Source organism: Devosia elaeis (assembly GCF_001650025.1).
Lineage (GTDB): Bacteria > Pseudomonadota > Alphaproteobacteria > Rhizobiales > Devosiaceae > Devosia > Devosia elaeis.
Window position 1 is genome coordinate 1 of record NZ_LVVY01000106.1, and the last position, 19271, is coordinate 19271.

Annotated in this window: 17 protein-coding genes; 3 read left to right on the forward strand and 14 right to left on the reverse strand. The window is 63.7% G+C overall.

Features of this window, described 5'->3' with window-relative positions:
• Window positions 1-115 precede the first annotated feature (115 nt).
• Complete coding sequence (locus tag A3840_RS14335) at window positions 116-1312, forward strand: bifunctional 2-C-methyl-D-erythritol 4-phosphate cytidylyltransferase/2-C-methyl-D-erythritol 2,4-cyclodiphosphate synthase (RefSeq protein WP_067458173.1); 1197 nt, start codon at window positions 116-118, stop codon at window positions 1310-1312.
• Window positions 1313-1816, forward strand: coding sequence for a CinA family protein (locus A3840_RS14340; protein WP_067458177.1), 504 nt, complete (start codon window positions 1313-1315; stop codon window positions 1814-1816).
• Here the strand turns inward: A3840_RS14340 and A3840_RS14345 are convergent.
• The 14 genes from A3840_RS14345 to aspS all read right to left on the reverse strand — a co-directional run bounded on the left by A3840_RS14345 (window position 1794) and on the right by aspS (window position 17807).
• On the reverse strand, window positions 1794-2084 hold the full coding sequence (locus A3840_RS14345; protein WP_067458180.1) for a putative quinol monooxygenase: 291 nt from the start codon (window positions 2082-2084) through the stop codon (window positions 1794-1796). The two genes, A3840_RS14340 and A3840_RS14345, sit on opposite strands and share 23 nt — an antisense overlap.
• A gap of 2 nt (window positions 2085-2086) precedes the next feature.
• Window positions 2087-2530 (reverse strand): type II toxin-antitoxin system RatA family toxin, encoded by a 444-nt coding sequence (locus A3840_RS14350; protein ID WP_067458182.1) that lies wholly within the window; start codon window positions 2528-2530, stop codon window positions 2087-2089.
• On the reverse strand, window positions 2531-3481 hold the full coding sequence (lipA, locus tag A3840_RS14355) for a lipoyl synthase (RefSeq protein ID WP_067458186.1): 951 nt from the start codon (window positions 3479-3481) through the stop codon (window positions 2531-2533).
• A 96-nt stretch (window positions 3482-3577) separates the two neighbouring features.
• Window positions 3578-4618, reverse strand: a complete 1041-nt coding sequence (locus A3840_RS14360; protein WP_067458189.1) for a Gfo/Idh/MocA family protein — start codon at window positions 4616-4618, stop codon at window positions 3578-3580.
• A 168-nt stretch (window positions 4619-4786) separates the two neighbouring features.
• The gene (lpdA, locus tag A3840_RS14365; RefSeq protein ID WP_067458192.1) at window positions 4787-6226 is read right to left on the reverse strand and encodes a dihydrolipoyl dehydrogenase; all 1440 of its coding nucleotides are present in this window, start codon (window positions 6224-6226) and stop codon (window positions 4787-4789) included.
• A 23-nt stretch (window positions 6227-6249) separates the two neighbouring features.
• A complete protein-coding gene (locus tag A3840_RS14370) occupies window positions 6250-6897 on the reverse strand; it encodes an SGNH/GDSL hydrolase family protein (protein WP_067458195.1) in 648 nt (215 codons plus the stop codon).
• Window positions 6898-6908: 11 nt separating this feature from the next.
• Window positions 6909-8258 (reverse strand): pyruvate dehydrogenase complex dihydrolipoamide acetyltransferase, encoded by a 1350-nt coding sequence (locus A3840_RS14375; RefSeq protein WP_067458200.1) that lies wholly within the window; start codon window positions 8256-8258, stop codon window positions 6909-6911.
• Between the two features lie 11 nt (window positions 8259-8269).
• Window positions 8270-9661 carry a pyruvate dehydrogenase complex E1 component subunit beta gene (locus A3840_RS14380; protein WP_067458203.1) on the reverse strand — a complete coding sequence of 464 codons (1392 nt, stop codon included), beginning with the start codon at window positions 9659-9661 and terminating at the stop codon, window positions 8270-8272.
• 91 nt (window positions 9662-9752) lie between these two features.
• Window positions 9753-10772 carry a pyruvate dehydrogenase (acetyl-transferring) E1 component subunit alpha gene (gene pdhA / locus A3840_RS14385; protein WP_067458206.1) on the reverse strand — a complete coding sequence of 340 codons (1020 nt, stop codon included), beginning with the start codon at window positions 10770-10772 and terminating at the stop codon, window positions 9753-9755.
• 113 nt (window positions 10773-10885) lie between these two features.
• The gene (locus tag A3840_RS14390; RefSeq protein ID WP_067458209.1) at window positions 10886-11284 is read right to left on the reverse strand and encodes an FtsB family cell division protein; all 399 of its coding nucleotides are present in this window, start codon (window positions 11282-11284) and stop codon (window positions 10886-10888) included.
• A 315-nt stretch (window positions 11285-11599) separates the two neighbouring features.
• Window positions 11600-11890, reverse strand: a complete 291-nt coding sequence (locus tag A3840_RS14395) for a Dabb family protein (protein ID WP_067458212.1) — start codon at window positions 11888-11890, stop codon at window positions 11600-11602.
• Complete coding sequence (locus A3840_RS14400) at window positions 11887-14172, reverse strand: NADP-dependent malic enzyme (RefSeq protein ID WP_067458215.1); 2286 nt, start codon at window positions 14170-14172, stop codon at window positions 11887-11889. The genes A3840_RS14395 and A3840_RS14400 overlap by 4 nt, the downstream gene beginning before the upstream one ends.
• Window positions 14173-14275: 103 nt before the next feature.
• Window positions 14276-15877, reverse strand: a complete 1602-nt coding sequence (locus A3840_RS14405) for an EAL domain-containing protein (RefSeq protein ID WP_067458218.1) — start codon at window positions 15875-15877, stop codon at window positions 14276-14278.
• A gap of 139 nt (window positions 15878-16016) precedes the next feature.
• Window positions 16017-17807, reverse strand: a complete 1791-nt coding sequence (gene aspS, locus A3840_RS14410; protein ID WP_067458279.1) for an aspartate--tRNA ligase — start codon at window positions 17805-17807, stop codon at window positions 16017-16019.
• Between the two features lie 185 nt (window positions 17808-17992).
• Between aspS and rnd the strand changes: the two genes are divergently transcribed.
• Window positions 17993-19162 (forward strand): ribonuclease D, encoded by a 1170-nt coding sequence (rnd, locus tag A3840_RS14415; protein WP_067458221.1) that lies wholly within the window; start codon window positions 17993-17995, stop codon window positions 19160-19162.
• Window positions 19163-19271 lie beyond the last annotated feature (109 nt).

Genomic DNA, 19271 nt, shown 5'->3' on the forward strand with positions numbered 1-19271 from the left:
GGGGCGCAACCGCCTCTGCCGCTTGCAGGCATGGAAAGCAGCCCTGCTCTTGCCGCATGGCGGGGCGGAGGCTAGACCGGTAGGCCAGTGACGGTTCCGGTGTCGAAGTGCCTATATGTCCATGCCTGCAAAATCCATAGCCGTCATCATCGTTGCCGCGGGAAAGGGCGAGCGGGCCGGGCTGGACGGCGATGCGGCGCCCAAGCAATACCGGCTGCTGGCGGGCATTCCGGTGCTCTCGCGGACCATCGCGGCCTTTCTTGACCATCCACAGATCAGCCATGTGCTGCCGGTGATCAATGCCGGGCATGGTGAGCGCTATGCGGCGCTTGGCCTCGCCGATCCGCGCCTGCTTGCGCCGGTCGCGGGGGGAGCCAGCCGGCAGGCATCGGTGCTGGAAGGGCTCAAGGCGCTGGCGCCGTTGCGGCCCGACCTGGTGCTGATCCAGGATGCGGCGCGGCCCTTCGCCACGCCCGAACTGATCGGCGACGTCATCGCGGCGTTGCAGCACCATGACGGCGCCCTGCCTGCCTTGCCGCTGACCGACACGATCAAGCGCTCGCTGGACGGGCGGGAAGTGTCGGGCACCGAGGACCGGCGGCAGCTTTCGGCCGCGCAGACGCCGCAGGGCTTCCGGTTCGGGCAAATCTTCTCGGCGCATATGCGCGCGGGCAATGTCCGGCGGGATTTCACAGACGATGCGGAAATCGCCGAATGGGCGGGCTTGCGCGTGGCCATGGTCATGGGCGATGCGGCCAATATCAAGATCACGCATCCGGACGACTTCACCCGCGCCGAACACATTCTTCTGGGAGACGAGCGCATGGAAACCCGTATCGGCACCGGCTATGACGTGCATTCCTTCGAGCCGGGCGACGCGGTCTGGCTGGGCGGGGTCAAAATCCCGCACCATGCCAGGCTCAACGGGCATTCCGACGCCGACGTGGCGCTGCATGCCTTGACCGACGCCATTCTGGGGGCCATCGGCGAGGGCGATATCGGGGTGCATTTTCCGCCCAGCGACATGCAGTGGAAAGGCGCGGCTTCCACCATCTTCCTGCGCCATGCGGGGGACCTCGTGGCAAAGCGGGGTGGCCGCATCGTCAATTGCGACGTGACAATCGTCGCCGAAGCGCCGAGGATCGCCACGCACGCCCCCGCCATGTGCGCGGTCATCGCCGAAACACTGGGGATTTCGGCGAGCCGGGTGGCGGTCAAGGCGACAACCAATGAGAAGCTCGGATTCATCGGGCGGGAGGAAGGGATCGTGGCCATGGCAAGTGCAAGCGTGGAAGTGCCGAGGGGGGACTGAATGGCGGCCAAGGCAAAGCCCGATATCGGCAAGCAGATCATCGACATTCTCGCGGAACGCAAACAGACCATCGTGACGGCGGAGAGCTGCACGGGCGGGCTGATCGCGGCGGCGCTCACCGACATTCCGGGGGCCTCGGCGGCGCTTTACGGTGGCTATGTCACCTATGCCAATGAAGCCAAGTCGAAGATGATCCACGTGCAGGCGCGGCTGATCCGCGATTATGGCGCGGTCAGCAACCAGGTGGCCCGGGCCATGGCGGATGGGGCGCGCAACACGGCCCATGTCGATTATGCCGTGGCGGTGACCGGCATTGCCGGCCCCGATGGCGGCAGCGAGAAGAAGCCGGTGGGGCTGGTCTATGTGGCCGTGTCCTCGGACCTGGCCACTGTGGTCATCGAGCATCGCTTCGGCGATCTCGGCCGCGACGCGATCCGCAAGGCGACGGTGGATGCCGCGCTCGATCTGGTGCTGCAGGTGCTTACGAGCGATCCGCCGCAATGATCCGGTAGTCGCGCCGGATCATTGCCGTCTCTCTTGCCCATGCGGAGTCCTTGGTGCGCGCTTGATGCGCGTCGAAGGCCGGTTGGTCGACGAAGCGCTCTTCGACGCTCCAGATGAGCGGATTCTCGGTCTCTATGACCTCGAACGAGATGCAGCCGGGTTCGGCGCGGGTCAGCCGGATATGCTCGGGCAGATATTGGCGAACGATGGCGCATTCCGCGTCGGTGGCGCAGATCAGGCGACCGGTCAGCCTGACGTTACCGGCCATGCCTATTCCCCGAACCGGCGGTCGGCCTCGTCGCAGAAGGCGCGCATGATTTCTTCCTGCTTGGCGGCGAAGGCCGGTTCGGCCACGGCGGCGATCAGCGGGTTGGAAATCTTGAAGTCGATCTCGAAGCGCACGCGGGTGCCCTGCCCTTCGGGCTCGAAACTCCAGACGCTGTCGAGAAAGGCGAAGGGACCGTCGACGGCCTTGGCGCGGATGGTCTTCGCCACCCGATCGAGGGTCACCCGGCTGGTATAGGATTGGGTGATCGGGCCGAAGGCGATGGTCATTTTCGCCAGCCGGACATTGCCGTCCTTCGTCCCGGGATCGGGCCGGACCTGCATGGCGCTGCAATTGGGAATGAAGCGCGGATAATCCTCGAGATCGGCCACGATGTCGAACATCCGCTCCGGCAGGTGCGGGACGTGCCGTTCATAGAAGCGCTTCATTCAGTGGCCGAGCCTTGCCATGCGGTTGGCCTTGAGACGGGCGAAATCCTCGCCGGCATGGTGCGAAGAGCGGGTCAGCGGGCTGGACGAGACCAGGAGGAACCCCTTGGACGTGGCCACAGTGGCATAGGACTTGAACTCTTCGGGCGTGACGAAGCGCTGCAAGGGATAATGCTTCTTGGTGGGCTGGAGGTATTGCCCGATGGTGAGGAAATCGACCTCGGCCGAGCGCAGATCGTCCATGAGCTGGAGCACTTCGTTCCGCTCCTCGCCGAGCCCCACCATGATGCCGGACTTGGTGAAGATGGTGGGGTCCAGTTCCTTGACCCGCTGCAAGAGCCGGATGGAATGGAAATAGCGCGCGCCGGGCCGGACCTTGAGATATTTCGACGGCACGGTTTCCAGATTGTGGTTGAAGACGTCGGGCCGGGCGGCGACGACGATTTCCAGGGCCCCTTCCTTGCGCAGGAAATCGGGGGTGAGGATTTCGATCGTGGTCTTCGGATTGCGGGCGCGGATGGCCAGGATGACATCGGCGAAATGCTGCGCGCCGCCATCGGCCAGGTCGTCGCGGTCCACCGAGGTGATGACGACGTGTTCGAGGCCGAGCTTTTCGACCGCGATGGCGACGTTTTCCGGCTCGTTGGGATCGAGCGGGCCCGGCAGGCCGGTGCGCACGTTGCAGAAGGCGCAGGCGCGGGTGCAAATCTCGCCCATGATCATCATGGTCGCATGCTTCTTGCTCCAGCACTCCCCGATATTGGGGCAGCCGGCCTCCTCGCAGACGGTGACGAGATTGTTCTCGCGCACGATCTGCTGGGTTTCCTTGTAGACCGGGGAGCCGGGCGCCTTGACGCGGATCCAGTCCGGCTTGCGCAGCACGATGCTGTCGGGCCGATTGGCCTTTTCGGGGTGACGCGGGCGGGCCGCATTATCGATGAGCGTGACCATGTCAGTCCTGACTGGGCGAGATGCCCGTTATATCGCTCCCTTGGGCGGCCGGTTCAACCCGGCCTTGTGAATGGGTGGCAGCCATGCATTGCCGCCTTAGCCCATGACCTCGGCGATCTTGACCCAATCGCCGCCGCGCGAGGCCGATAGGATAGCCGCCTGCACCAGCGCGAGCGAACCCAGATTGTCTTCGCCCGAGCTGAAACCGCGTGGCGTTACCCCGCTTTCGATAGTGCCGGCAATGGCCGCCAGGGTGCCGGTGCGGTCCGGAAAGGCGATGGCGCCGAGCTTGACCGGCTCGGGCTTGCCGTCGAGCTGGCTCAGGGTCAGCACGTCGGGGCCGGCCTTGCCACGGAAATGATCGCGGGAGGACCAGGCGATCTGCCCTTCGGCGCCGTCCATGACCCATTCGCCCGCCCAGGGAGTGACGGGCCCCGAATTCATCCAGCTGGCGCGATAGGACACGATGGTGCCCTTGGAAAATTCGATGATGGCGACGCCGCTGGGATCGTAGCGGAATGGACTGCCGGGCGGATTCCAGGTGCGGCAGGAGAGTCGGACCGGCTCATCGCCGAGCACGAAGCGCATCAGATCGAAATGATGGATCGACATATCGGCCAGGAGCGGATCGGGCATGTCCCAATAGCGATAATCCTGGCTGGGGCCGTGGCGGCGGAAATCGATGGAGACCATGTTGAGGGCACCGAACTTGCCCTCGGCGATCAGGTCGGCAACCGCGATGGGCGCCGGTTGGTGGCGATAGTTCTGGCTGACCATCAGCAGCTTGCCCTGCGCCTTGGCCAGGGCCACCAATTCCTTGCCCTGGGCAATGGTGGTGGTGAAGGGCTTTTCCACGATCACGTGGTAGCCGAGCTCCAGGCAGCGCTTGACCACAGGATAATGGGCCTCGGTGCGCAGGGTGCAGATGGCCAGGACCGCATCGGTGCGGTGGGCGGCATCTTCCAGGCTGGAGAAGCAGAGCTTGGGATCGATGCCCAGCTCCTGCTGCACGCGCTGCGTCGCCTCGGGATTGGTGTCCACATAGCCCACCATGTCGATAGTGGGAACTTTGGGGATAACGTCGCGCGACCAGCTGAAACCCCAATGCCCCAGACCGATCTGGATTGCCTTGACCATGTGGATAAGTCCTCCTGGTTGTACGTTCCTGAGCGCCGGGCGGCACCTTTATTGTGTTGGTGTCATTGCCGGGCTTGTCCCGGCAATCCATTCGGCGGAGGCATAGACCACCGGGACAAATCCGGCGGTGACGACCTGGGTTAGATTTCAGAGAAATCGAACCCCTAACTAGATATTCAGCGCGCGCCCATAGGCGTCGAGCACACTTTCCTTCATCGTCTCGCTGAGGGTGGGGTGCGGGAAGATGGTGTGGATCAGCTCTTCTTCGGTGGTTTCGAGATTCATGGCGACGACGAAGCCCTGGATGAGCTCGGTCACCTCGGCACCAATCATGTGCGCCCCGAGAAGTTCCCCGGTCCTGGCGTCGAAAATGGTCTTCACCAGCCCGTCCGGCTCGCCCAGCGCGATGGCCTTGCCATTGCCGACAAAGGGGAAACGGCCGACCTTGATCTCGCGGCTCTGCTCCTTGGCCTTGGCCTCGGTGAGGCCCACGGAGGCCACCTGCGGCTCGCAATAGGTGCAGCCCGGCACCTTGGCCTTGTCGAGGCCATGGACCTTGAGGCCGGCGATCTTTTCCACGGTGATGACGGCTTCATGCTCGGCCTTGTGGGCCAGCATGGGCGGGCCGGCAACGTCGCCGATGGCCCAGATTCCGTCTACATTGGTCTTGCCATAGGCGTCGATGACGATGGCGCCGCGCTCGGTCTTGACGCCGACGGTTTCGAGGCCGAGGCCCTCGATATTGCATTGCACTCCGACCGCCGAGATCAGCTTGTCGCCGGCGACCTGCTGGGTCTTGCCATCCTTGGTCTCGACATGGGCAACCACGCCGTTACCGGTCTTCTCGACCTTGGTGACCTTGGCTTCGGTGATGATCTTGATGCCGCGCTTTTCGAAGCGCTTGCGGGCGAGGGCCGAAATCTCGGCATCCTCCACCGGCAGGATTTGCGGCAAGAGCTCGATGACCGTCACTTCGGCGCCCAGCGAGCGGTAGAAGGAAGCGAATTCGATGCCGATGGCACCCGAGCCCATGACCACGAGGCTCTTGGGCATTTCGGCGGGCTTGAGGGCCTCGAAATAGGTCCAAATCTTGTCGCCATCAGGCTCGATGCCGGGCAGGACGCGCGGACGGGCGCCGGTGGCGATGATGATGTTCCTGGCCTTGTAGGTGCCCTCGCCCAGGGCGTTCTTGGGCACCGGGCCCTGGGGCTGGACGATGGGCTTCTTGGACGCGGCGACCTTGATCTCACCCGGCTTGGTGATCGTGGCTTCGCCCCAGATGATGTCGATCTTGTTCTTCTTCATCAGGAACTGCACGCCATTGTTCATCTGCGCCGCAATGGCACGCGAACGCTTGACGATGCCGTCGAGATCGAAGCCGAATTTTTCCGCCGTGAGGCCGTAATCCTTGGCATGGCCCATATGGCCGTAAATCTCGGCCGAGCGCAGCAAAGCCTTGGTCGGGATACAGCCCCAATTGGAGCAGATGCCTGCCATGTGCTCGCGCTCGACAATGGCCACTTTCATGCCCAGTTGTGCACCGCGAATGGCGGCGACATAGCCGCCAGGGCCGGCGCCGATGACGAGAAGATCGTATTGGTCAGCCATAAGGGCCTCCAGAGATGTTCGGGTCAGAGACCCAGAATTTTGCTGACGAGCGGCACGAGGCCCTCGCCGATAGCGCTTGTATTGGCCGGGTCGAGATGGACGCCATCGCGCGGATCGGCCTTGGCGATTGTCGCCGCATCGAAGAAGTGAACGCCGGCCTCCTCGGCATGGCGGCGATAATGGCGGGCGAAATCCCGCGATTCGCGCAGCAGGTGCTCGAGGCCGCCAAAATTGCTCAGCATGTTCTCGTTGGTGGTTTCCACCACATGGGGCGGGGAGACGAGAAGGATCTGCGGCACCGGCTCGCCGACAGCGGCGAAATGGCCGCGGGTGACCTCGATGAGCCGCCGGGCGCCGCGGGCGGCATAGGCGGCCGAACCGGCGACGAAGGGCTTGAGGTCATTGGTGCCGAGGAAGATGATGACCAGGTCCAGCGGCGCATGGCTGGCGAGCAGGGTCGGCAGGATGCGGGCGCCATTGCGGTCGGCGGCAGCGGTCCAGTCGTCATAGGCCGTGGCGCGGCCGCCGAGACCTTCGGCGATCACGCGGGCCTGCCCGCCCAGCCCCTTTTCCAGCACGCTGGGCCAGCGATGCTCATAGGCATGGCGGGGGCCGCCGCCGGGATCGGCGCCATAGGTGAGGCTGTCGCCATAGGCGAGGATGGTTTTCATCGCCCTGCCCCTTAAGCCAGCATCATCACCGGGTTTTCGATCAGGCCCTTGAAGACGCCCAGCACCTCGGCCCCGAGCGCGCCATCGACTGAGCGGTGGTCGCAGGACAGGGTGCAGGTCATGAACTGGCCGATCTTGATCTCGCCCTTGTCGGGATAGACCCGCTCCTCGCCGACGCCGACCGCCAGGATCGTGCCGTGCGGCGGGTTGATGACGGCAGCAAAGTCCTTGATGCCGAACATGCCCAGATTGGACACTGAAGAGGAGCCGCCCTGATATTCATGCGGCGCCAGCTTCTTGTTGCGGGCGCGGGTGGCGAGATCCTTCACGTCCTCGGAAATCTGGCGCAGGCTCTTGGTATCGCAGCTCTTGACCACCGGGGTGAAGAGACCGCCCGGGATGGCCACGGCCACGGCGACGTCGCTGCGCTTGTGGTAGAGGATCGAATCCCCGGCCCAGGTGGCGTTGGCCGCCGGGACGCGCTGCAGCGCGATGGCCCAGGCCTTCATGACGAAGTCGTTGACCGAAAGCTTGAACTCGGGCTTGCCGTCCTTGGACTTGGGGGCAGCAGCGTTGATCTGCTCGCGTGCGGCCAGCAACGCGTCGATGCGGCAATCCACCGTCAGGTAGAAATGCGGCACGGTCTGCTTGGATTCGGTGAGGCGCGCGGCGATGGTCTTGCGCATGCCGTCATTGGGGACGACCTCGTAGGTGCCTTCCTCATACAGCGCCATGACCTGGTTCTTGCTCATGCCGGTCGCGGGGGCGGCAGCGGCAGGAGCCGAGGCGGCAGCCTTTAGCGGGGCCTTGCCCGACTTGGCCGCTTCCACGTCCGCCTTGATCACGCGGCCTTTGGGGCCGGTGCCGGAAATGGCGGCGATCTCGATGCCGGCTTCCTTGGCAAGGCGCTTGGCCAGCGGCGAAGCGAAGACGCGCCCGCCTTCGGCCCTGGCCGGGGCGCTGGTGCCCTTGTTGCTATTGGCGACAGGTGCGGGCGCGGCGGCCGGCGCCTCGGCCTTTGCCGGCGGAGCCTCGGTCGCGGGCGTCGCCTTGGGCGCCTCGGCCTTCGGTGCCTCGGCGGGCTTGCCGGCCCCTGCCCCGATGGCGCTGGCGTCTTCACCTTCCTGCAAGAGCACGGCAATGACGGCGTTGACCTTCACATTGTCGGTGCCTTCGGCGACCATGATCTTGCCGATCTTGCCCTCGTCCACGGCCTCGACTTCCATCGTGGCCTTGTCGGTTTCGATCTCGGCGATCACGTCACCGGAGGAGACGCTGTCGCCTTCCTTGACGTGCCATTTGGCGAGCTTGCCCTCTTCCATCGTCGGAGAGAGCGCCGGCATGGTGATATCGATTGGCATCCCGGTTCTCCTTACGAGCGATAGGTCACGGCGTTGACCGCCGCGATCACTTCATCAACGTTGGGCAAAGCCAGTTTTTCGAGATTGGCGGCATAGGGCATGGGCACGTCCTTGCCGGTGACGCGCAGGACCGGCGCGTCGAGATAGTCGAAGGCCTGCTCCATGACGCGGGCCGAGAGTTCGGCGCCGATGCCGCCCTGCGGCCAGCCTTCCTCGACGGTCACCAGGCGGCCGGTCTTCTTGACCGATTCGATGACCGTGTCGCTATCGAGCGGGCGCAGCGTGCGCAGGTCGATCAGTTCGACATCGACGCCGGCAGCGACCAGCTTTTCGGTGGCCTGGGTCGCGTAGCGCATGCCCATCGAGAAGGAGACGATGGTGACATCGGCGCCCTTGCGGGCAATGCGGGCCTTGCCGATCGGCAGCACGAAATCGTCGACCTTGGGGACCAGGCCGGTGGAGCCGTAGAGGATTTCGTTTTCGAGGAAGACCACCGGATTGGGCGAGCGAATGGCGGCCTTGAGCAGGCCCTTGGCGTCGGCCGCGCTATAGGGCGCGATGACGGTGAGGCCGGGAACGTGGCTGTACCAAGCCGAATAATCCTGGCTGTGCTGCGCGGCGACGCGGGCGGCGACGCCGTTGGGACCACGGAACACCATGGGCGCCTTGACCTGGCCGCCGGACATGTAGAGCTGCTTGGCGGCCGAATTGATGATCTGGTCGATGGCCTGCATGGCAAAGTTCCAGGTCATGAATTCCACGACCGGCTTCAGCCCCGCAAAGGCCGCGCCCACGGCGAGGCCGGCGAAGCCATGCTCGGTGATGGGCGTATCGATAACGCGCTCGGGGCCGAATTCCTGGAGCAGGCCCTGGGTCACCTTATAGGCGCCCTGATATTCGGCGACTTCCTCACCCATGATGAAGACGTCCTTGTCGCGGCGCAGCTCTTCGGCCATGGCCTCGTTGAGCGCCTGGCGGACGGTCATCTCCACCATTTCGACATCGGCCGGCAGGTCCGGATCGGCCTGGGGTTCGAATTTCGGCGCGGCAGCAACAGGGGCAGCGGCGGCCGGCGCGGGCGCCGGCGTTTCGGCCTGGACCATGCTCGGCGCGGGCTCTTCGGCAGCGGCAGGCGCCGCAGGGGGCGCTTCGCCGGCCTGTTCGCCTTCGGCCAGAACCAGGGCAATCGGTGTATTCACCTTCACGCCCTCGGTACCCTCGGCCACGAGAATTTCGCTGACCGTGCCTTCATCCACCGATTCGACTTCCATGGTCGCCTTGTCGGTTTCGATCTCGGCCAGAACGTCGCCGGACTTTACAACGTCGCCGACCTTGACCAGCCACTTGGCGAGCTTGCCCTCTTCCATGGTGGGCGACAGAGCAGGCATCAGGATTTGGGGCATATCAGCTCTCCAGCAATTCGGCGCCGGGCTCAGCGGCCGCACGGCGAAACTCAACAGAACGGGTCGGGCAGCGGCCTTTGGCCGGCACGCCTCAGGCCTCGATGGTGATGTCGGTCCAGAGTTCGGACGGATCGGGCTCGGGATCGTTGGTGGCGAAATCGGCGGCCTCGGTGACGATGGCGCGGATATCGGTCTCGATCTTCTTGAGATCTTCTTCCGTCACTGTGCCTGCTTCCAGGAGGCGGGCGCGGACCTGCTCGATCGGGTCGCGCTCCTGGCGATACTTGGTCACCTCGTCCTTGGTGCGATACTTGGCCGGGTCCGACATGGAATGGCCGCGATAGCGATAGGTGAGCATTTCGAGAATGTAGGGCCCCTTGCCGGAGCGGGCATGTTCGATGGCGCGCTTGGCGGCGTCGAACACCATGCGGACATCCATACCGTCGACCTGCTCGCCCGGGATGTTGAACGAGGCGCCGCGCATGGAGAAATCGGTGGTGGCCGCGGCACGCTCGATCGAGGTGCCCATGGCATATTTGTTGTTCTCGATGATGTAGACGACCGGCAGGTTCCAGAGCTTGGCCATGTTGAAGCTCTCGTAGACCTGGCCCTGATTGGCCGCGCCGTCACCGAAATAGGTGATCGAGACGGAGCCGTCGCCGGTATATTTGCTGGCAAAGGCCAGGCCCGTGCCGAGCGAAGCCTGGGCGCCGACAATGCCGTTGCCACCATAGAAGCGATGTTCGTTGGAGAACATGTGCATCGAGCCGCCCTTGCCTTTCGACAGGCCGCCCTGGCGCCCGGTGAGCTCAGCCATCACACCCTTGGGGTCGAGGCCCATGACCAGCATGTGGCCGTGATCGCGATAGCCGGTGATCTGGGCGTCCTTGCCCTTTTCCGACGCCATGGTGATGCCGGTGACCACGGCTTCCTGGCCGATATAGAGGTGACAGAAACCACCGATCAGACCCATGCCGTACATCTGGCCGGCCTTTTCCTCGAAGCGCCGGATCAGCAGCATTTCGCGGAAGGCTTCGAGCTCCTGCTCATTGGTGAACTGGGGGACGTTGGCTTGAGTCTTGGCCTTGGTGGCCGTCGCCTTGCGCGCCATGCTACACTCCGCTTGGGTCGGGGGTTTGCCGCTGGGCCGATGTGGCCACGGCGCGCACTATATCGCAAGGCCTCAAGCAATAACATTGCCCGACCAGCATTACATTTCGATAGTTAGAGCGTTGAATCCGCTTGGATAATCGAGATTAACTCATCATCGATTAATTCTACGAATTGACCGGAAATCGGTTTACCGTTTTCCGGATTGATCATGATGAGAATATCGTCCGCATTGGCCATGTTCAGCAGCGCGCGGGCCCGTTCGGTGATCAGGTCCGGGTCAAGATGGCGCGGATTCATCAAGGAAATCCGATGCTTGTACGCATCCAGCTCGGCCTGCAGGGCGGCGCTGCGATCTTCGAGAATCTCGATCTCGGCCTTGATCTGCTCGCGGCTCTCGATCCCGAACTGGCCGGAAATCGCCGAATAGCCCAGATAGAACTGAAAGGCGAGCAGACTCGCCGTGAAGCCGAGCGGGCGCCAGAATGGAGGACGTTTGAGGCGGGTGGGCATGAGCGGACCGATCTAGACGCCCGATTATGCCCAACGAGGGATTAATGCGGGGTTTAGAGTTGATTGGTCCGGTGACGGAACCGCGACGTTCCCCACCCTCGGAGTCATCCCGGCGCAGGCCGGGATCCATCTCCAAATCTCACGATGGACCCCGGCCTTCGCCGGGGTGACAATCGCGTGTTGGGGGCAATTCCGGTTGCTGAAAGCGGCTTTGCGCGAAAGGAACAGAGGTTCCCGCTTTCGCGGGAATGACACCGCGGGCGCTTTACCGCAGTAGACCTCACCATGAGGTCTCCACGGAGGCCCCTGCCCGGCTCACAGCGCCACGTAGTCGATTTCCTGGAAGCGCGCGACTTCAGGCACCCAGCGGTCGCGTACGAAGGCGGTGTGATCGGGGTGCTCGTTATAGAGGTCATAGGCCGCCTGGTCGGCGAATTCCATGGAGAAGCCGAAGGCGTAATCGGCCTTGGGGCTCACCTGGCGCAGCCGCTCGAAGCGGCTGACGCCTGGGATTTTCTCGAGGACCAGCGCCGCATCGAGGAACGGCTTTTCCTCCACCGAACCCATTGCATGGTTGAGCGAAAAGACGACGGTATGCCGGATCATGCCTCCATCCCCACGGCCTCGTTTGCGGCGATGGCGGCCATGTTGACGATGCCGCGGCTGGTGACCGAGGGGGCGAGAATGTGCGCGGGCGATTTCGTTCCCATCAGGATCGGTCCGACCGCCAGGGCATTGTTCATTTCCTTGAGCAGGGTCATGGACAAATTGGCCGCATCGAGATCGGGGAAGATCAGCAGATTGGCTTCACCGCGCAGGGCAGCCCCGGGAATGTAGCGGTCGCGCAGCGCTTCGTTGAGCGCCAGATCGCCCTGCATTTCGCCCTCGACGATGAAATCGGGGGCGATGGCCTGCAGCTTGGCATAGGCCTCGCGCATCTTGTAGGCGCTGTCACCATCGCGCGAGCCGAAATTGGAATAGCTGAGCAGGGCCGCCCGCGCCTCGATGTTGAAGCGCTTGAGATGGGCGCGCGCCTGCAGCGCGATGGCGACGATCTCGTCGGCGCTGGGGTTCTGGTTCACATAGGTGTCGGTGAGGAAGAAGGCGCCGCGCGGCATGATCAGCATGGAGAGCGCGGAAACGTCGCTCACCCCGTCCTGCAGGCCGATGATCGAGCGGATGTCGCGCACGTGCTTGATATAGCGGCCCTGGAGACCGCAGAGCAGCGCATCGGCCTCACCACGCTTTACCGCCAGGGCGGCGATGACCGTGGTATTGGTGCGCACGATGGTGCGCGCGGTATCCGGGGTCACGCCGCTGCGGCCGGTCAGGGAATGGAACAGCGTCACGTAGTCGCGATAGCGCGGATCGTCCTCGGGATTGATGACTTCGAAATCCACGCCCGGCTTGATGCTGAGGCCGAAGCGCTCGATGCGCGCTTCCAGCACGGCAGGGCGGCCGATCAGGATCGGGCGGGCGATGCGCTCCTCCAGCAGCACCTGGGCGGCGCGCAGCACGCGCTCGTCCTCGCCATCGGCAAAGGCGATGCGCTTGCCCTGCCCCTGCGCCCGATCGATGATCGGCTTCATGACGAGGCCCGAGCGGAAGACGAAACGATTGAGGCTGTCGAGATAGGCGTCCCAATTCTCGATGGGCTTCTTGGCCACGCCCGATTCCATGGCGGCCCGCGCCACGGCCGGCGCAATGCGCAGCATCAGCCGCTGGTCGAAGGGATTGGGAATGATGTGCTCGGGGCCATAGACGGCCGGCGCGCCCGAGGGCGACACTTCCAGCCCCGGTTCATGAGCCAGCCGCGCGATGGCGCGAACCGCCGCCAGCTTCATTTCCTCGTTGATCGTGGTCGCGTGCACGTCGAGCGCCCCGCGGAAAATGAAGGGGAAGCAGAGGACGTTATTGACCTGGTTGGGATAGTCCGAGCGCCCGGTGCAGACCATGGCGTCGGGCCGGGTCTCTTTGGCCAGTTCCGGCATGATTTCCGGATTGGGATTGGCCAAGGCCAGGATCAGCGGCTTGGGCGCCATCTTCGCCAGCATTTCCGGCTTCAATGCGCCGGCGGCCGAAAGGCCCAGGAACACGTCGGCGCCCTCGATCACCTCGGACAGGCTGGTGGCGTCGCTGGTGCGGCGGAATTGGCCGCGCCACTTGTCGTTGACGTCATTGCGCTTGTGGGTGACCAGGCCATCCTTGTCGGCGACCCAGATATTTTCGTATTTGGCGCCGAGCGCCACCAGCACGTTGAGGCAGGCAATGGCCGCCGCCCCTGCCCCGGACGTGCAAATCTTGACGTCCTCGATCTTCTTGCCGGCCAGTTCCAGCCCGTTGAGCACGGCGGCGCCGACGATGATCGCGGTGCCGTGCTGGTCGTCGTGAAAGACCGGAATCGGCATGCGCTCGCGCAGCGTCTCCTCGATCTCGAAGCAATCGGGGGCGCGGATATCCTCGAGATTGATGCCGCCGAAGGTGGGCCAGAGCGGGGCCACAGCGTCGATGAATTTTTTGGGGTCGATCTCGTCGATCTCGAGGTCGAAGACGTCGATGCCGGCGAATTTCTTGAACAGGACGGCCTTGCCTTCCATTACCGGCTTGGAGGCCAGGGCGCCGATATTGCCCAGGCCGAGCACGGCGGTGCCATTGGAGATGACGGCGACCAGATTTTGCCGGGAGGTATAGCGGGCGACCGCTTCGGGCTCCTGGGCGATCTCCTCGCAGGGGGCGGCCACGCCGGGCGAATAGGCCAGCGCCAGATCGCGCTGGTTTCCGAGCGGCTTGAGCGGCTGGATTTCGAGCTTTCCCGGCTTGGGAAATTCATGAAAATGCAGCGCCGCGTCCCGAAGTGCCTTGCGCTGTTCGTTGATGTCGGTCGACACGTAAAAATCTCCCCACCGGCTTGCGCCGCGTTGGTGCCATCAATCGCCCGGATTGAAAAGAGGCGAAACGCCCATGCTTGCGCTTGCGGGCAAAATTGCGGCGTCAGGCTGCCGAGGCAATGGCGCCGGCATTGCCGGCCGGCATCGGCGCCGGCCTGCCCAATGCCGTTGCCAGTTCGCGAAACGCGCCGATCTTGAGCGCCGGCGCGAAGATATAGCCCTGGGCATGCAATACCCCCCGAGCCCGCAGATACAGCGCCTGCTCCTCGGTTTCCACGCCCTCGGCGACGATTTCGCAATCGAGATCCTTGGCCATGGCGATCAAACCGTCAAGCACCGGAACCTGGCTGATTCCCGGCTTGATCATGTCCACGAAAATCCGGTCGATCTTGATGACGTCCACGCCCAGCGTGGCCAGATAGGCCAGGTTGGAATGGCCGGTGCCCGCGTCGTCCATGGCCAGACGGCAGCCCAGGGCGTGCAGGCCAGCGATGACGCTGGTGGTGGCGATGGAATTGTTCAGCGGCCGCCGCTCGGTGATCTCGAACACCAATTGACGGAAACTGATGGGCGATTGCCCGAAAATGGCCTGAACGTCCTCCACGATGCCGACATCGCGGAAATGGCCCTCGAAGAGATTGATCGAAATCTTCATCTCCGGCAGCGACCGGCACAGATCGCCCAGATCATTGCGCACCTGCTGCATCAGCGAGAGGGTCATGGGTATGGCCAGGCCCGTCACCTCGGCATAATCGATGAAGGCGCCGGGCATGATCACCTGGCCATTGCGCTTTTCCCAACGGCACAGGACCTCGCAACCCACAAGCTCGCCCGTCCGCAGGTTGATGACCGGCTGGTAATAGGGCTTGATTTCATTGCGCTCGATGGCGCGCTCCAGATCGAAGGCCGGAACCCTGGAGCGACGGACATAGCTGAGGCTGAATAGCAGGAAAATGGCGCTGGCAATGCAGGCCAGCACCGTGAAGACCGCGTCGAGATCGCCGTAATTGGCGCGCACCATGGCGAAGGGCACGGCCAGCTCCACCTTGATGGGAAATTGGCCGGCAAAGAAATGGGCGCTGATATATTCGGTATTCGCGCGGCGCCGGTCGAAGCCCGACGGGTCGCCGATGGTGACGATGGGCAGGCCATTGGTCAGCGTCACGCGCAGCATGGCCGCGTCCCACAGCGTCGCGGACAGGGCCGCCTCGGACTGGCCCAGCAGCGGCACGAAGACGGAGACCTGCCTTGTCTCCCCGAAATTCTGGCTGATCTTGAGCGCCGGCATTGCCATGTCGGCGAATTTCACCACGGTGACGGTTTCCGTCAGCCCCGGCACCGGCAGGGCCTGGGACAGCGGCGAATAGGCCACCTCGCGCCCATAGGCGTCGCAATATTGAACGCCATCGCGGTTTTCGACGAGGAATTGCTTGATGTTGAGGCTGGCTTCGATGGCGGCCTGTACATTGGAGACAAAGGTGGGCGTGCACAGGGACGGGCTTTCCGCGATCACCTTGCGCAGGGCCGCGACGCCATCCATCACTCCTGCATTGATGTGCGAACTCGTCGCTTCAACATATTCCTGCGCAAGGCTTTTCTCCTTGTACCGGACATAGGTGTCGAGCAGGTAATCCACGGCCATGATCGGCACGAACGCCAGAATGGCGCCGGTCAGCATCAGCACATGGGAAAAATTCGACTTCACGCCGCGAATCCGCTCCGGGGAGAATGTGGCCCAGCGGTAGCAATGAAGGCTTTAACGCATCATTAACGCTGATTAACCAGCGCTAACCAGAAAAAGGGCGGCCTTGGCGGCCGCCCCCCTATTCCGCTTTGCGAAGCGATCAGCTCTGCACGTTGAGGCGAATGCTCAGCTCGCGCAATTGCTTATTGTCGGCGGGACTCGGCGCGCCCATCAGCAGGTCTTCGGCCTGCTGGTTCATCGGGAAGGCCGTGATCTCGCGCAGGTTCTGCACGCCGCAGAGCAGCATGACGATGCGGTCGATGCCGAAGGCGGCGCCGCCATGCGGCGGAGCGCCGTATTGGAAAGCCCGGTAGAGGCCACCGAACTGCGCCTCGACCTCTTCACGCGACTTGCCGGTCAATTCGAAGGCCTTGACCATGGTTTCCGGCTCCTGGTTACGGATCGACCCGGAGGCGATTTCGTAGCCGTTGCAGACGGCGTCGTATTGGTAGGCCTTGAGCGAGAGCGGATCGGGTCCGTTCAGCCCCTCGATGCCGCCCTGCGGCATGGAGAAAGGGTTATGCGCGAAGTCGATGCGCTTTTCTTCCTCGCTCCATTCGTAGAACGGGAAATCGACGATCCAGCACAGCGCGAATTGTTCGGTATCGACCACGCCCAGATCGGTACCCACCTTGGTGCGGGCTTCGCCGGCGAACTTGTAGAATTTCTCCGGGCGGCCGGCGACGAAGAACACGGCATCGCCGTCCTCGAGGCCGAACTGCGCCTTGATCGCGGCGGTGCGTTCCTCGCCGATATTCTTGGCGATCGGACCCGAGCCCTGGCCTTCCTTGAAGAAGATATAGCCGAGGCCCGGCTGACCCTCGCCCTGGGCCCAGGCATTCATACGGTCGCAGAAGGCGCGGCCGATCGGCTCGGCGCCGGCCTTGTTCTTGGCCGGAATGGCCCAGACTTCCACCTTCGGATCGGCCTCGATCTGGTTGGCAAAGACCTTGAAGCCGGAGCCGGCGAAATGTTCGGTGACGGCCTCGATTTCGATGGGGTTGCGCAGGTCGGGCTTGTCCGAGCCATATTTGCGGATCGCCGTGTCATAGGGAATGCGCGGCCAATTCTTGGTGACCCGCTTGCCGTCGGCGAACTTCTCGAACACGTCCGTCATCACCGGCTCGACCGTGTTCCAGACGTCTTCCTGGGTGACGAAGCTCATCTCCAGGTCGAGCTGGTAGAATTCGCCCGGCAGGCGGTCGGCACGCGGGTCTTCGTCGCGGAAGCAGGGCGCGACCTGGAAATAACGGTCGAAGCCGGCCACCATCAGGAGCTGCTTATATTGCTGGGGCGCCTGCGGCAGCGCAAAAAACTTTCCGGGATGGATGCGACTGGGCACCAGGAAGTCGCGCGCGCCTTCCGGGGAGGACGCGGTGAGGATCGGGGTCGAGAATTCGGTGAACCCTGCCCCGCCCATGCCAGCGCGCATCGACGCAATGATCTGGGTGCGCTTGACGATATTGGCGTGCAGCTTTTCCCGGCGCAGGTCGAGGAAGCGATAGCGCAGGCGGATGTCCTCGGGATATTCGGCATCGCCGAATACCGGCAAGGGCAATTCCTTAGCCGCGGACAGCACCTCGATTTCGCGGATGAAGATTTCGATGGCACCGGTCGGGATATTGGGGTTCACGGCGGCATCGTCGCGCCGCTTCACTTCGCCGTCGATGCGCAGCACCCATTCGGAGCGCACCTTTTCCGCCTGCGCGAAGGCGGCGGAATCGGGATCGATGACGCATTGGGTGATTCCGTAATGGTCGCGCAGGTCGATGAACAACAAACCGCCGTGATCGCGGACGCGATGCACCCAACCGCTCAGGCGGACATTATTGCCAGCATCACCGGCCGTCAGAGCGCCACAGGTGTGGGTGCGGTAGCGATGTATGGTCATGTCGAAGCTCGGATTTGCTAAGGAAAAGGCCGGAATCTCGGGCGGGAAAAGCGCATGGCAGCCCACCCTTGTCAAGCTGCGGGGCATAGCGGGATTTCCGCCTTTACCGCAAGGGAAATCGACGGTGGAGCTAACGGGCGACACCTGCTAGGAAGAATAATGACTTTTTTAGGACGGTTCCCGGGATGGACTTGATCGTTTCCACAGATGCGCTTGCCTCATTCTGCGAGCGCGCTGCACAATTCGAATTCGTTACGGTCGATACCGAATTTCTGCGCGAAACCACCTATTGGCCCCGGCTCTGCCTCATCCAGGTGGCGACGGACGACGAAGCGGTGCTGATCGATCCGCTGGCGCCCGATATCAGGCTCACGCCGTTCTTCGCCCTGCTCGCCAATCCCAGTGTCACCAAGGTCTTCCATGCCGCCCGGCAGGATATCGAAATCTTCGTGAAGCTGACCGGCGCGGTGCCACACAATATTTTCGATACGCAGGTCGCCGCCAGCGTCTGCGGCTTCGGCGACAGCGCCTCCTATGACAGCCTGGTGCGCGCCATCTGCAAGGTGGAGCTGGATAAATCGTCCCGCTTCACTGACTGGTCGGCCCGGCCGCTGTCGGAAAAGCAGCTGTCCTATGCCCTGGCCGATGTGACCTGGCTGCGTGACATCTACCGCGAATTGCGCCAGCAGGTGGAGGCCACGCGGCGCTGGGACTGGGTCGAGGACGAATTGGCCACCCTGCGCAGCATCGACACCTATGTGGTCAAGCCCGAGCAGGCCTGGGAACGGCTGAAGATGAAATTCAACCGACCCCGCGACCTGGCGGCGCTCAAGGTGCTGGCGCAATGGCGCGAGCGTCGGGCGCAAGAGACCGACCAGCCCCGCAGCCGCGTGCTCAAGGACGACGTGATCGCCGAGCTCGCCACCCAGCGCCCGCTGACCGCCGAAGCGTTCGAAAAGCTGCGGGCCGTGCCGCGCGGCTTCGGACGCAGCAGCGCCGCCGCCGAAATCATCGCCCTGCTGAAGGATGTCGAAGCGCTGCCCAAGGCCGCCCTGCCCGCCCTGCCGGAGCGCTATCGCGGCCCGTCGCCCAAGGGCGCGGTGGGCGATCTCGTCCGCGTGCTGCTCAAGGCCGTGGCCGAGCAGCACGGCGTCGCCGCCCGCATCATCGCCACCTCGGACGATATCGACGCATTGGTGCTGGACGACGAGGCTGACGTGCCCGCGCTCAAGGGCTGGCGGCGCAAGCTGTTCGGCGAAAAGGCGCTGGCCATCAAACACGGCCGGATCGGCCTGGCGGCGACACGCAAAGGCGTGATCGAATTCCCGGTCAATCGGGCCGAGGCAGCCGAATAGGCTTTCTGGGCGCGCTTTACGTCGAGGCGGCACCAGTGGACCTCATCCTGAGGAAGCGCGTGGCGCCGTCTCGGAGGGCGTGGTCGTCGCACGCCAGCCCTAGCCTGCC